Source organism: Moraxella sp. TY6, assembly GCF_048551375.1.
GTDB lineage: Bacteria > Pseudomonadota > Gammaproteobacteria > Pseudomonadales > Moraxellaceae > Faucicola.
This window is the reverse complement of sequence record NZ_JBLYZJ010000004.1, coordinates 1-14,754: the sequence shown is the minus strand read 5'-3', so window position 1 is coordinate 14,754 and position 14,754 is coordinate 1. Positions and strand designations below refer to the sequence as shown.

The following is a 14,754-nucleotide window of genomic DNA, read 5'->3' as shown; positions in this document are numbered from 1 at the left end:
AAGCCACCTATGCGGTGGTGAATCATGGTCGTGTGTGACAGCGTGTCCTCGCTACTTTCTAAGCCACCTATGCGGTGGTGAATTATGTGCGTGAATGGCTTCGCTCACACGGACTTTTCTAAGCCACCTATGCGGTGGTGAATAGCAGGCAACAACAACAAAAAGAAGATAGATTTTTCTAAGCCACCTATGCGGTGGTGAATAATAATGCCCCGTGTGTTGAAATGATACACGGTTTCTAAGCCACCTATGCGGTGGTGAATTTGGACTGGTGGCAGTGGTGCAGGCGGTGATTTTTCTAAGCCACCTATGCGGTGGTGAATACCAACTAACTTTTGACCAGCAGGACAAGTTTTTTTCTAAGCCACCTATGCGGTGGTGAATTACCGCCTCTTTGATACGCAGGATTTCATCAATTTCTAAGCCACCTATGCGGTGGTGAATGCGGTAGTGCAAATATCGCCAGCGGTGAAACATTTCTAAGCCACCTATGCGGTGGTGAATAAAATAGCATTTTCTTTGCCGATAGCGACACATTTCTAAGCCACCTATGCGGTGGTGAATAAAAATAAAATCAGGGCATTCAAGGGCAGATTTTTCTAAGCCACCTATGCGGTGGTGAATATCTTTTGCAAGCCTTGTGGGTTCTTACCATATTTCTAAGCCACCTATGCGGTGGTGAATTCAGGACCAGACAACCCCCTAAATTGTTGAGCTTTCTAAGCCACCTATGCGGTGGTGAATCGTTCCTGAAAATGTAATTGATGGCTTTATTGTTTCTAAGCCACCTATGCGGTGGTGAATTTGGTGCTGAAGCTGGCGTTGCTATTTTTATTTTTCTAAGCCACCTATGCGGTGGTGAATTGCCGAGCATATCAAACCTTGTGAGTTTGGTGTTTCTAAGCCACCTATGCGGTGGTGAATCAGCCTTTGTATTTGCCACTTGTGATGAAGCATTTCTAAGCCACCTATGCGGTGGTGAATCGCTTTGATAAGACATGATATAATCCTTTTGATTTCTAAGCCACCTATGCGGTGGTGAATCCAAAGTTTTGCACTTCGTTAGCGGTGTTTTTTTTCTAAGCCACCTATGCGGTGGTGAATGTATTGGCTGACTCCCTCCGTCTAACTGTTCTTTTCTAAGCCACCTATGCGGTGGTGAATTAAGGCTCGAATACAACCACATTGCAGCGGCATTTCTAAGCCACCTATGCGGTGGTGAATTTGGTGCTGAAGCTGGCGTTGCTATTTTTATTTTTCTAAGCCACCTATGCGGTGGTGAATCTATACTGGCAAGCGGTGCAGGGTGACAAACTTTTCTAAGCCACCTATGCGGTGGTGAATCTTTGGTGGATATTGATATGTCGGCTTTTTTGTTTCTAAGCCACCTATGCGGTGGTGAATTTTGTCGATTGACAAGCCTCTGCCTTCTTTGATTTCTAAGCCACCTATGCGGTGGTGAATGGCTAATTTTGCCCCATAGGGGCGTTCTAGGTTTTCTAAGCCACCTATGCGGTGGTGAATGAGTCGTCAAATGCGGACGACTGGCAAAATGTTTTCTAAGCCACCTATGCGGTGGTGAATTAAAGATATCGTTAAGCGTTTGCGACCATACATTTCTAAGCCACCTATGCGGTGGTGAATAACCTAATGGAGCTTACCTCTAGCATTATCCGTTTCTAAGCCACCTATGCGGTGGTGAATTCTGATTTATGCGTGTCGCAATGGTGAATTAATTTCTAAGCCACCTATGCGGTGGTGAATTGAATCTTTAAATAGTGCGTTAGGCATTGCGGATTTCTAAGCCACCTATGCGGTGGTGAATAGGGAACATGGATTATTACGGTATCGTGCATTTTTCTAAGCCACCTATGCGGTGGTGAATGGGGTAGCTTTTACCCTATTTTTAATTTGTGATTTCTAAGCCACCTATGCGGTGGTGAATCAAGCTCCTCATCTGTAATATAAGACTTGCCATTTCTAAGCCACCTATGCGGTGGTGAATGAGTTGATACCCTTATGGATATATTCCCAAATTTTCTAAGCCACCTATGCGGTGGTGAATTCGGCATTTCAAAATTCGGCTGTTGCTCGTGTTTTCTAAGCCACCTATGCGGTGGTGAATCAAGCAACAGGGTTTTTCAACTACTTTTAAAATTTCTAAGCCACCTATGCGGTGGTGAATCCGAAATGGCAAGCGATAGATTGTTTCAAGCATTTCTAAGCCACCTATGCGGTGGTGAATAGCCATCCGTGCCTGTCGGTGGCTTCGGATTATTTCTAAGCCACCTATGCGGTGGTGAATAAAACGCCCTTATGATAACAGGCACAGCCATTTTTCTAAGCCACCTATGCGGTGGTGAATAACGCATGATTACTCAAGATATTAAATTTACATTTCTAAGCCACCTATGCGGTGGTGAATTGTGCTTTTGTAAAAATTGGTTGAATTGGGTTTTTCTAAGCCACCTATGCGGTGGTGAATTTTGCTCAATCACAGGTTGGCTAACCGTTTCATTTCTAAGCCACCTATGCGGTGGTGAATTACAAGGCTGATTTAGCCGAACAACAAAACAATTTCTAAGCCACCTATGCGGTGGTGAATCCAAGTGATTTACGCTTGGCTTTAGGGTTGTTGTTTCTAAGCCACCTATGCGGTGGTGAATCTGCCCTTTGATGGACGGATATTCTTTCTTACTTTCTAAGCCACCTATGCGGTGGTGAATAAAGGTTTTGCGTGAATTTGCTTCATCTTCATTTTCTAAGCCACCTATGCGGTGGTGAATATCTGGTCGCCTATGTTGTGCCAATTGTGGACTTTCTAAGCCACCTATGCGGTGGTGAATTATCTCGTATGCGTAGCTTGAGTGTTTTCATATTTCTAAGCCACCTATGCGGTGGTGAATGTAGCCAGCCAAGTGATTTACGCTTGGCTTTATTTCTAAGCCACCTATGCGGTGGTGAATAGCATAAAAAAGTCTTCAAAACCTCCCTCTTTTTTCTAAGCCACCTATGCGGTGGTGAATATCACTAAAATCAGTATGGTCGCCGTTTACGTTTTCTAAGCCACCTATGCGGTGGTGAATAGGAATTTTATCCTAAAAAAATCAGTTATAGCAAGGGCTAGAGAGTAAAAAACCCTTTTTTACCCTCCATTTTTAGTCTTACTATAACTTATTGATATTTATGCAAGTTTTTATAGAGTGAAAAATAAGGGTTATTCACCCCTATTTTTGGTTAAAAAGGCTTTGGTTAAAAACTTTTGATAAAACACAATTACCAATGCGGAACAGTGACATCCTTTGACTGATTATTAATGCCATAGGTGTTAAAACTGCCCACTTTTTCGCTATTGGCACTTTCCTGTACAATCGACAGCTTATAATCCGATTGGTTGGTTTCGCTCTTTAAGCTGATAAAAGGATAATGCTTAATCGGGCGTTTATGCTCACGGCAGTGGGTTAATGCGTCCTCTTGGCTAATGCCTTTAAATTCCGCGAATTCAGCGACTTTTTTGTCAAAATCTTTATAGCGGTAACGTTTTACCACCACAAACCCATGCGGTTTTGGCACGGCTTGAATGCGTTTGATGTGCACATAATCAGTCAGACGCTCTAGCCATTTATCCAAATTCAGCGTTTGAAGTTCTTGCTCAGTTGGGGCGAAAATCCGCAATTTATAGCCCAACGTGGCAAAGGTTTTGCCCTGTTTTTCGGTAAATTGATAATTGGGGAAACTTACCCCAATCGTGTCAATACCGTGGTTATTTTTGACATCCGCAAAGGCAATATGCAACTGGGTAAAAATCTTTGACCACATGACATAAGGCGGAATTTCAGGCTCGGGGATAATGGTCAGTTCTTGATAGAATTTCATCATGCCTCCTTATGATTCTTTGCCACTTTCACCAAACACACCGCCACGAATCAGCACCGCCATGACATAATGTTGTTGCTCTGGCGTTGGCACTTCGTCTTTTAACACCCAACCGTCAAACAAGCTGTAAAAATCTTGCTTTTGCTTGGGTTGGCGAAATGCTGTACCAAGCGTGGTGACTGCCCCATACGGTTCAACCGCAATCGGAAACTCGGCATCAGGATACCAGTCGTCAATGGTACGAATGGCATTGCTGACTTTTTGTGAGTGCATCCCTGCGTGGTTTTTGCTGACATCGCCAACACGGTATAGCACTTTGCTTTTTTTACTACCTGTATCCAAAATCAATTCTTGTGACGGATAGACTTCTTGTCCATAGCCAACGATAGCTTTGCTTTCGACATATAAAATCACAAACTCATCACCATTTAACCCTGCCTCAATCCACTTAGCAAGCTGTGTCAATTCGGCACTGTTTTGGTTAAAATCACGCAATGACAACTCACGAGCATTGTTAAAAGTCACACTGTTTTGACCATGTTTTACCGTTACGCTTACCGATTCCGCCCCAACACGGTTACGCCATAAAAAGCGAGCATTGGCGATATTCACCGCATACCGCTTGGCAAGTTCGCTCATGCCATGAGTGGCTTTATAACCTTTTACGACTTCCAACAGTTTCTTTTGATAATCTTGGTCATTACAGACGTTTGGCTTACCGTCAAATGGCAAGACTTTACAGCTAAAATTCACCACCAAAGTATCTCTATCTTCGTCAAGGCTACTGGCATCGACACGTTGTAAGTTGGCTTTTTCGGTTTCGGCATCGAGTTTGGCAGGGTCGTTGATAATGGCATTTTTTAGGCGGTTACTGATTGTGCCACGCACCGATTTTTCTTGTACGGTGACAATCGTTTTTTCATTAGCGGTTTGTTTATCGGTGTTTTGGCTATCCATTTGCCAAAAAAACGCATCAGAAATATCAAGATTACGTTCAAAAGCAAGGACAGAAGCGGTTTTTAGAGCAGTTTTTGCCATGATAATTCTCCTTTAATCGGCAATTTGAGATTGTTGAGTGACTAGGTATAAAGATTGTTCGGCATCATAACGCTGATACCATAAGGCTTTGGATAAATCGTTGATACTATTGGGAAATTGCCATTTTCCTAGACTGTATAGACTTTCGACATATTGACTGGGGTATTCTGGGTTACGGCTATTTGCCATCTCACCTTTGGCAAATATCGGTGAAATCCCTTGAAAGCCAATCGGCATCGGCACAAGCCAACCACGCCCCGATTTGACAGATGTGTTTTGCCAATGCGTTTCGCTATTATTAGTATTTGGAATATGGTGCAAAGTGGCGGTTTCAATCAAGGCATCCAGCAGGGTTGCCTTGGGATTGGCGGTTGTTAATTCATCGGTAATGTCCAATAAATCTTGATAAGCGTCCATTAGTACAAACGCAGGATAAAGTTTGGTTTTTGAGCTGTCTAAATCATCGGTTTTGATAAAGCTGACTTGACGTAAGCGAGTGACACTACCGCCAGCCCAACGTTGTTGCTGTGCCAGTTGTTTGACGGTATCACACAGTTGTGAAATGACCGCTTCGTCCAAACCAAAACGGCTTTCACGATACACCCCAATCAATAGCGATACCTTTAGATGACAACGCCCTTCTTCGACAATCGAAGCGGTTTTGCCCGATTTTAAAATCGGATTGCGAGTTTGGATAAAGGTAAAATCTTTAAAAGGGCTTTCACGATACGCTTGTACTTGGCAATCTTGACAAGCAATCAGCACCCCGTCTAAAGCAAATTCATCAAGCCCCTCAATCGCCCCAACTTTACGGCTAAGGGCATGAACTGCCCCAGTAAAGCCAGTCACAGCAGGAAAGCCATAGGTCAATGGGCTAGAAATGGCATTGGCATTGATAACCGTCATATTTTCTAATAGCAAATAGCCGATTAATATGCGTTCTGGATATATATAACTCATCGGAATGCTCCTTGTCCTACACGTTCGCTTTGTTTGATGGCATCTTGCATTTCTCGTGTCCACTCACGGTATTCAGCATCCGAAAAATCTTGGGCGATGGCTTTAAATTTTTGTCTTAATACGCTTTGCAACCAGTCGGCAAATTGACGTTCTAAGTCCTTTTTCCAGTCACCTTTATCACGTTCAGTTTGAAAATTTTCTTCACCGTCTAATTCACCACGCTTGGGGTCAAGCCAATATTTTTGAGCCATGTTTAACGCATAATCTTTTGACCAACCTGCTGGGCGTGTTGTTTGAATACTTATCGCAATTTGAATGATTTTATATAAAATAAAGTCGATAATCGCTTTGCGACCGTCACGGATATGCACGGTGTTATGCTTGATGTTGATATTGTCAAATAAACTGTCGAGCGAGTCTTTGAGCAAGAAATTGAGTGAGCGTACATCAAATAAACTGTGGGAAGATTTTGCAATGCTTAAATCTTTCGCTCCTGCAAAAGTAGGGGGGATTGATGGTAAAAGATAATGGCGACCGCTTTGTTTGCTCACCAATTGCGACACGTTCTGTGGTTTTGTACCGCCCAGTTGTACCGTTGCCAAGTCTTTGATACTGATATAGGGAAATTGTTCAGCGGTCTTTTTGGCACGGTTATCACGAGCTTGTTTATTAGCATCAGAATAGCGTAACCCATTGATTTTTTGAAAAAACTCATGGGTTAATACGGATGGTTGTAATGGAATAATGGTGTGATAATCGTCATTTGCCACAGCCCAAAGCAGTTGTTTATTGCGTTCGTGGGTGTTACCTGTGCTGATTTGACTGCTTAAACTGTCAAAAAACGCTTGGCTGTAGCTTTCCGATAAGGTTTCATCATCGGCAAACGCACCTCTCAAAGCAGGATGATTTGCCAAAATCACATCTCGCATTTTGATGCCATTCGTTTCATCCACCCACCAATCAAAAAAACCTGCCAACGGTAACGCTGCCGCATTGCCATTGGCATCAAGTAAACTACTTTTCAAGCTGTGCGAACCGACAAACGGCACATCATGCACAGGGTCAAAGCGGATGTTATCGCCTTTGGCATCGGGGTGAATGCCCTTGGAGATATGTGTGCCAAACTTGAGCTGTCCTGCCATACGCACGGCATCGGCAAGCCAGTTAGCTTTTTGATATTTCTCTTTGAGTGGGGCAAGTTGTGCCTGTAAATCGCTGATGGCTTGGCTATCGCCTTGTTCCGTGGCTTTATCAAGGGCTTTGAGTTCCTTTTCGCCTTTTTTTTGAAATTGAAATGCCAAAAAATCGTCTATGGTTTGGCGGATTTGGTCAGGGGTAATATTGTCTATCATACGATTTCTTCCATTTCAACATTTGATTTCGTTAGAAAATTACTCACACATTCATGATAAGTATAATGAAACCCACCATCATCTTGTTGTAATACAGAATCATATAAAGTCTTACTCAAGATTGATTGTGGAATATCTTTGATACGATTATATCTAGTATGCCAACCATTCGCTCTATCATCCTCAGCTGCCTTTTGTATATTATTAGGGATAATATTAGCTGCCTGTTTTTTGGAAACTAGTCCTTTAGAGTAATACAAGATTGCATTTTTGACGGCTTTTAATATAAAAGAATATACCTGTGAAACAGGATGGCGTGTAAGTTCATCCTTTAAAATCCTTACTGTCTTATCGCCAACCTGAAAGTGTAAATTATATACATCAACTTGATATTCCAAATAAGATATACATTCTTGTAAAGCGATTTCTAAGGACATTTCTATTAAGTTTTCTAAATTTTCTTTGATAAACCCTTTATCCTTTAGACGTTTTTCAAGACAACTTATTGTATCCCACATTGGCATGATTTGATGGTTGGTAAGTAACCACTCTACCTTTAAAGGATAGTATTTAAAGTTATCGCCCTCAACGATGATATTTTTCAAATCTGATGCTGGTGAAATCACAATGATATTATGCTTATATAGGTAAGTGACTATACCCTTTGGTTTTATTGATAAGTGTTTAACAGCACTTTGAATTTCATCAATTGAATGAATAAATTGCAAGTTTTCATCAGCAGAAAATCTCAGCAGTGCTAACAGATAAATCATCTCTTTAATGGATAGCTTTTCTACATCAAAAGGGTGTTGTATCGCTTGCTCGTAGTTTTCATCAAGCATAGCTATCTTTTCTTGACTTATTTGTTGCTCTAACTTAAATTGCTGTTGGCGTTCGGATTCTTGTTCTACTTGTCTGCACTCAGTACATTGCCAATCATGAATATTTTTTTGCTGTAAATCCGTTCTTGTATGAAATAGAAAGGGTGTTTGACAAGTTCTACACAAAATATTAGTAGATTGCAAAACACTATGCTCCTTAACCACTTTTGATATTTCATAAGCTTTCATTTGAAAGTTATCAGCAAGTTCACCAATTTTATAAACAAACTTGTGATTACCATCTAACAACCAATATTGCTCACATAGTTCTTTAATCATCGAATTGTCAGTTTGAATATTTAAACTATACATATATGCCTCATGATTTATCGTGATATCCACATTAAAGCATCAAATTAGTTTTAATACAACCACTATTATAAATAAATAAAAAAAATAATTTCTTGATTTTCACTACATCATTTATAATGCAGTTTTCATCACATAGATGACTTAGCAAACTATGATAAACAAATAAGTTTATCTTTTTCCTCACCGCATAGGTGATTTAGTCTTTTTGCCAACACCCGAATCGCTCGTCAAAGTACCAAGTCGTACTTTGCTTGCGTTCGGGCAAGGTCATCCCACAAAACCACAACACCAAGGTATTGCGTGAATACTGCGGATAATAGCTTTGCAAAACTGCCAACTCATCACCAAGGCATGATGTCAGCCAAGGCGTAACCTGTGGATTTGACGTATCAATCTGCCTGGGCGTTATCATGGCATTTTGCATACCTGCCTCACGAAAGCCCTTTTCTTTCACATCATCAGCAAGATAAACCTCTAATTGCTGTGGGTCGTCATAGTGGGGGCGAATGACATAGTCCAATTGCTTTTCACCTGCCCGAAATGGGGTCAGACAACTAAGCAACACATGACTACGGTTAGAGGTTTGTGAATTTTGCCAATAGCTATTGACCACATTGGGCTTGGTATTATTCATCAAATCCGCCATGACTGCTTGCTCCAAATCTGCCAATGACGTATTTGACAGTGGGTCGCTAGATTTGCTAATGCGTGGCACGGCATCAATTTTTTGCAAAACTGTTGGTGCAATCAGTTCGCTGGTATCATGGGTTGTTAGTAAAAATTTCTCACTTTCAAAACCAGGGTGGGTGAATATGGCATCGCCCACCGCATGATTGGGCTTTTTTAATGCCTTGATGTTATATTGCATGATAGCGATATTGGGGGTATCTGCCACTTTATCCGCACGATGTCGCCACACTCGCCCTGCAAGCTGAATAATTGACCGCATGGAGCTTGGCTCGACAATCGCCCAATCATAATCATGGTCACGCCCCACTTCTGCGACTGGGGTAGCAAGCACGATAAAAATATGTTGTGTTTTATCCGAATGTTGCCTAATAGCTTTGCTGATATCCGCCTGTTGCAAAATTGCCGTGGGGTTGTCGCTATCACGTTTTAGCAAGCTATCCAGTCTTTGCTCAAGGCGACTGCGTAACGCAAGCACTTGCTGTGAGTGATAGCAAGCAACATAAAATTGATAATCCTGCAAGCCTTGTGTGCTATCGGCTTGGTGCATGGCTTGCACGATTTGCATGAGTGGGGCGATATTGGCAAGGCGAATTAAGCCGATACTCACCGATTGCCCTTGCTCATTGGTAAGATGATGACGCTCGTGAAGTTGTACGGCTTGCTCAAAAAATCGCTTGGCAATTTCCCCATAAAACTGAGCCTGTTTTTCATGGTGATAATTGGCATTTATCGGCATAATTTCGCCAAAACGCCTAACAGGTAAACTTGCCAAAAATTTCACCCGTTTACTGACAAATTTATCATGTTCTGCCATATAGTCATCGGCTTGGCTGATTGGTTTAGCAATACAATCATTTTCATCAAACCACGCACACACCACATTGGGCGTAGATAAGCCAAACTGAGCGTTATAAATGCTTCTACCTGCCAAATACGCTTGATACAGCCCTGCCAACATATCGGGCGGTAACGTTGCCGAAGACAATAGCACTCGTGAGCCAAACACTCCTGCCAAATGCACCAAACGTGATAATGCAGGTAAGTCACTTTGGTCAAAGTCATCAGGCTCATCAAAAATCAAATCACTACTAAACAGCCTTAGCATGGGGGCAATATATTTACCGCCACGTTTGCTTTCACAAGCACCCATCAAATGGTCAATGGTACAGGTCACAATAGGGGCAAAAATCAGCTTTTTGGCAGTTTCATCAGCGATAACCGTGCCGAGTTTTAGCTCATCAAAGATTGCCAAATTATCATCAATATCGCCATCAACCAACTCATCAACCAAATTTTCTGCGGACTCTGAGCCATAGTTTGCCAAGTTATTAGTGTCAGCTTTTTCCTGCTCACTCATTTCAAATAGCTGTTTTTGGGCTTGTCCACCGACCAAAATTGTCAAATCTTTATCAGTCAAAGAGAGATTGTCACGAAAGCTTTTGCCAGTTTGCAAGGTCAGCACACGCAGACCTAACGCAATGGTCAGTCTTGCTCCTTTTTTCGGATTGGCAAGGGCATACATAATGCGAGCATTCCCAATGGTTTTAACGCCTCCTGTCGATGCCATATTCACCCCAAAAAATCCGTGGGTTTCGCTATTTTCATGCTGTGACAATGCCAATTTAAAGGCTTTGTTTTGCCAAGCAAAATTGGGATGAGCGGTGTTTTTTATCAATGGATTATGGTCGATGAGCTTGGGTAATTGTTCATGCAAAATTGGCAAGGCTCGGCAAAACTGGGCAGTAAACTGCCCCACACCCAATAAATGCTCATCCAAGGCTTGATTGGTCTTGCCTGTGGTGCGGTCAGTATTGGCAATCAGTTTTTCTCTCCAATCTTTATCGCCTTGTACTTTTTGTTTGCTGTCACTTTTTAGACTGGAATAATTATGGTCGCCCACCATCAGACTTAGGCGAGACAAATGCAATAAAAATGGGTCGGTAATCGCCGTTTTTTGAGCGGACTCCGATAACCCCATCAAATACATATTTTCCGTGACTTTTTTGGCATAGCGTTTGACTTGTTTTTGCCATGTTGGGCTATAAACCACGCAATTTTCAAATTGCCAAAAGGTCGCTTGTTTGGCTTTATCCATCTCTTCCAATGAACGTGCATTTTTAACCCATTGTTGATAAGCGTTTAATTCAGAATAATAAACTTTTAGATTTAGGGTGAAAAAATCTTTAGGCGTTTTTTCAGGGTGTTTTGTATAGATTTCAAAGTAATATTTGTCTAAAGGTGGCAAACGATGATGCGTAACTACTAGCCACGCTAACCATTGGCTTAATGGGGGTAAATGATTAATGTGGGATTTTTGGATTTTTTTATCATCAAAAAGATAACTTTCTAAAGGGTTTTCGGTCAAATATTCCGACAAATGTTGCAAGCGTTCAAATACCGCTTTATCCGTTTTACAGTCGGTAAGCAGATAGCCCAATAACTGCAACGACACCCATTCATGCCGATAGGGGTCGCCCATAGGGGTGCGATGATGAAGTTTGTACTGAAAACCATCGCTTGACTTGCCAATATCATGCAGTAACCCTGCCAAGGTCGCCATGAGTTGCAAACCCTGCAAAAAATGCCAATTATTTTCCCATTCGCTATGTAAAATATTGCGTTTGGTACGATTCACCGCCACCAGTCCTTGCTCATTAAACTTATCCCTTTTACCCACCACCCACACCAATTCCGTGCGTTGCCGAGTACGCACACGATGACAACTGACAGCGGTTGATTTGGTCGCAGACGCTTTTAGCAACTTTTTGACCGTATCTAACCCATCTTCGGTAATCGCCGTTTGCCACACATTATCGCCAATCCGATTGGCAAACGCATCTAGGATTCGGCGAGTACGGTTTAACGCCTTTTTTTCACATTGTGAAATGAAGGTGACTAACATCGCCTTACTCCTTGTCTTCGCCCTTAACCCAATCTTTCCCCCAATCATTAAAAGTAGCCATGTCTTTCACCACTTCAAACATCACATCAAGGACATGATAAGTCGTAAAATAATTTAGGCAGTCCTGACGAAATTCCTGCTCTGTCGTATTTTCACTGGCACATATAAACGCCAATGGCAACACAATCGCATCTTTCACGATATCCGCAATATCAAACACCAGCGCCCCTCGCCGTGTTTTACCGTGCATCACCGCAAATCCATGTGGAATACCAAGCACCCAAGCGGTCGTCGCCCCAAGTCCATAAGCCAAATAATTGCCATGATTTAAGAAGCTATTTGCTTTATCAATGCCCTCATGTTCACGGCTAAAGCCAGAATTATTGGTATTTATCGAGGCGATTTTATACAGTTCTTTGGTCATACGAGCCTCAAGTTGTAGCAAGTGCATGACCTCGATTTGTTTGGGGATTTGTTCACGATAATTTTTGAGTAGATTGGCAATAATAGGTGACTGACTATCAAAGCCGACCGCCTTAAACTCCTTGTCCTTTTTCCACACACTCTCCAAAAAATCAATGCGAGCCAGTTGTAATTTTTTTGCCATCGTCAAGCGTTTGGCATCATCCCACCACCATGACAGCCAGCCTTGGATATACTCTGTTGGGCGGTATTCAGACTGTGGCGTGAACCATTCCACAGCGATTTCTTGTTCTGTTCCCATGAACAGGGGTGTACCGCCACCACCACAAAAGCCGACCAATACCCCTGCTTGGGCGAGCATTCGCATGGCGGCTTGGGTGATGGATGTCCCTGTACCCAGTAAAATACAAGTGGTATTGGCAATCGGAATGTTGTAGTAGAGGTTTTCTTTCTCACTTTCTGTGAGATAGAGGACACGACCATCTTTTTGCATTATCCTACAGTATTGTAGATAGTAGATATTGGCACGTTTGGAATGCAGAATGGTTTTAAGGTCGGATGAGGCGAAGCTATTATCGTTGTAGGAATTGGTGTTTAGCATAGTAGGAATAACATAAGTTGATTTATTCCCAGTTTGCCAAATGATGTGGATAAATGCAAGAATAAAAATATAAAAAGCGACACAATATGACGTTTAAAACGTCTAAATATTGTTTAGTAAAATTATGACTGATTTTTTAGACGACTTTTAATTTTCACCACCACCCAAATCACCCCAATCAACCCCACAACCGTTGCTACCATCGCCAAAATCGGTGCAAAAATTGATAATGCCGACAATCCAATCGCCGTACCTGTTTCTGCCACCGCAATCGCAGGATTTGCCACACCGCCAGTCGTTGCGGTAGAAGCCACTCGAGTAGTCGCAGTCGTACCTGCAATCGTTCCTGCCACACCACCGCCAGCCACAATCGCTAAAGCCCAAGTCATCGCAGGGCTTAAATCGGTCAAAGTTGAAGCCATCACTAGCGTACCTGCAATCCCTGCCAAAGGCACTGCAATCGTGTCGAGTAAATTATCCACATACGGTACAAGATAGCTCACCGACTCAACAATACTCGCCACGCCCAAAATCACCAACGCAGTCATCGAACCTGCCCAAGCCCATGTATCAGTTAAGGGAATAATGCCAAAATACGAAGCACAACTTAACGCAAACAATGGTACAAACACCCGAAAGCCAGAACTCGCCGCCAAGCCAATGCCTAAACAAATGCTAAAAATTAATTCCATTGACATGGTTATGCCCTCAAAGTGTTGATTATCAATTTATTATAAAGCCTAATCCATCAACAAAACCAAATTGTTAAGAAAAAAACACATATTTAATTAACATCGCAAAACACATCACCACAATCAATGGGCGGATAAACTTCACCCCACCTTTGACCGCCACATTTGCCCCAAGACTTGCCCCAATCGCTTGACCCACCATCATGGCAATCCCCACCGACCACAGCACCTTACCACCCAATATAAAAAATACCAAGGAAGCAATATTACTGGTAAAATTCAATACCTTAGCATTAGCCGTAGCAGTAATTAGGTCATAGCCCTTTAATGCCACACCACCTAAACCAAAAAACATCCCTGTCCCAGGCCCTAAATAACCATCATAAAACCCAATCGCAGGGACAACACCATACCGCCATTTAGACTCACTCAAGCGTGGTTCACGGCTCACCTCTCCTGCTTTGGGAGCAAACAAATAATAGATACCAATCATCGCAATCAAAAATGGAATGGCTTTGGTTAATAAATCAGGCGGTGACAACTGCACCGCAATCGCTCCCAACATCGCACCAACAAAACACGCAACCACAGCTTGCCAAATCTGCTTTGGGTGAATCAAGCCCTTTTTTATCATAGTCAGTGATGCTGAAAAAGACCCCGCTGTCGCTTGTAGCTTATTCGTCCCTAAGGTAAATAATGGCGGAATATTCGCCATCAACATTGCAGGAATCGTCAACAACCCACCGCCACCTGCGATTGCATCCACAAACCCTGCTACCCCTGCCACAAAAAATAGTAATAGTAACGTTTGCCAAGTTAACTCTATCATGCCTCAATCCAGCTCAATATATAGGGAGTCCGAAATCATAATAAACACGCTTGCCCTGAGCCTGTCGAAGGGTAGCGGTCGTTATAGTTCGACAAGCTCACCACGAACTACTTTGTTCAATATATAGTAAAAGAAATCAAAAACTACTACAAATCCACATAAAATAGAAGAACAGTTTATCAATATCGTCAAGTCGCC

Annotated in this window: 9 protein-coding genes and 1 CRISPR repeat array (1 of these 10 only partly in view); all 9 genes read right to left on the bottom strand. The window is 42.3% G+C overall.

Going from position 1 to position 14,754, the window contains the following annotated elements:
• A CRISPR array of direct repeats spans nucleotides 1-3,086; the repeat unit is 28 nt; unit sequence TTTCTAAGCCACCTATGCGGTGGTGAAT; it reaches 2,948 nt to the left of the window's first position.
• A gap of 190 nt (nucleotides 3,087-3,276) precedes the next feature.
• The 9 genes from cas6f to ACK1U4_RS03940 all read right to left on the bottom strand — a co-directional run bounded on the left by cas6f (nucleotide 3,277) and on the right by ACK1U4_RS03940 (nucleotide 14,556).
• Complete coding sequence (cas6f, locus tag ACK1U4_RS03980; protein ID WP_419400400.1) at nucleotides 3,277-3,876, bottom strand: type I-F CRISPR-associated endoribonuclease Cas6/Csy4; 600 nt, start codon at nucleotides 3,874-3,876, stop codon at nucleotides 3,277-3,279.
• Between the two features lie 9 nt (nucleotides 3,877-3,885).
• Nucleotides 3,886-4,914, bottom strand: coding sequence for a type I-F CRISPR-associated protein Csy3 (gene csy3, locus ACK1U4_RS03975; RefSeq protein WP_419400401.1), 1,029 nt, complete (start codon nucleotides 4,912-4,914; stop codon nucleotides 3,886-3,888).
• A 12-nt stretch (nucleotides 4,915-4,926) separates the two neighbouring features.
• Entirely contained in the window at nucleotides 4,927-5,874 is a 948-nt protein-coding gene (gene csy2 / locus ACK1U4_RS03970) for a type I-F CRISPR-associated protein Csy2 (RefSeq protein ID WP_419400402.1), read from the bottom strand.
• Entirely contained in the window at nucleotides 5,871-7,226 is a 1,356-nt protein-coding gene (gene csy1 / locus ACK1U4_RS03965) for a type I-F CRISPR-associated protein Csy1 (protein WP_419400403.1), read from the bottom strand. The genes csy2 and csy1 overlap by 4 nt, the downstream gene beginning before the upstream one ends.
• Nucleotides 7,223-8,386: a hypothetical protein gene (locus ACK1U4_RS03960; protein WP_419421660.1), complete on the bottom strand. Its 1,164-nt coding sequence runs from the start codon at nucleotides 8,384-8,386 to the stop codon at nucleotides 7,223-7,225. Before ACK1U4_RS03960 ends, csy1 begins: the two co-directional genes overlap by 4 nt.
• 229 nt (nucleotides 8,387-8,615) lie before the next feature.
• Nucleotides 8,616-12,011 carry a type I-F CRISPR-associated helicase Cas3f gene (gene cas3f, locus ACK1U4_RS03955; protein WP_419400405.1) on the bottom strand — a complete coding sequence of 1,132 codons (3,396 nt, stop codon included), beginning with the start codon at nucleotides 12,009-12,011 and terminating at the stop codon, nucleotides 8,616-8,618.
• Nucleotides 12,012-12,015: 4 nt separating this feature from the next.
• On the bottom strand, nucleotides 12,016-13,035 hold the full coding sequence (gene cas1f / locus ACK1U4_RS03950) for a type I-F CRISPR-associated endonuclease Cas1f (RefSeq protein ID WP_419400406.1): 1,020 nt from the start codon (nucleotides 13,033-13,035) through the stop codon (nucleotides 12,016-12,018).
• Nucleotides 13,036-13,157: 122 nt separating this feature from the next.
• Nucleotides 13,158-13,733 (bottom strand): DUF4126 domain-containing protein, encoded by a 576-nt coding sequence (locus tag ACK1U4_RS03945; protein WP_419400407.1) that lies wholly within the window; start codon nucleotides 13,731-13,733, stop codon nucleotides 13,158-13,160.
• Nucleotides 13,734-13,800: 67 nt separating this feature from the next.
• Entirely contained in the window at nucleotides 13,801-14,556 is a 756-nt protein-coding gene (locus tag ACK1U4_RS03940) for a TSUP family transporter (protein WP_419400408.1), read from the bottom strand.
• Nucleotides 14,557-14,754: the final 198 nt, after the last annotated feature.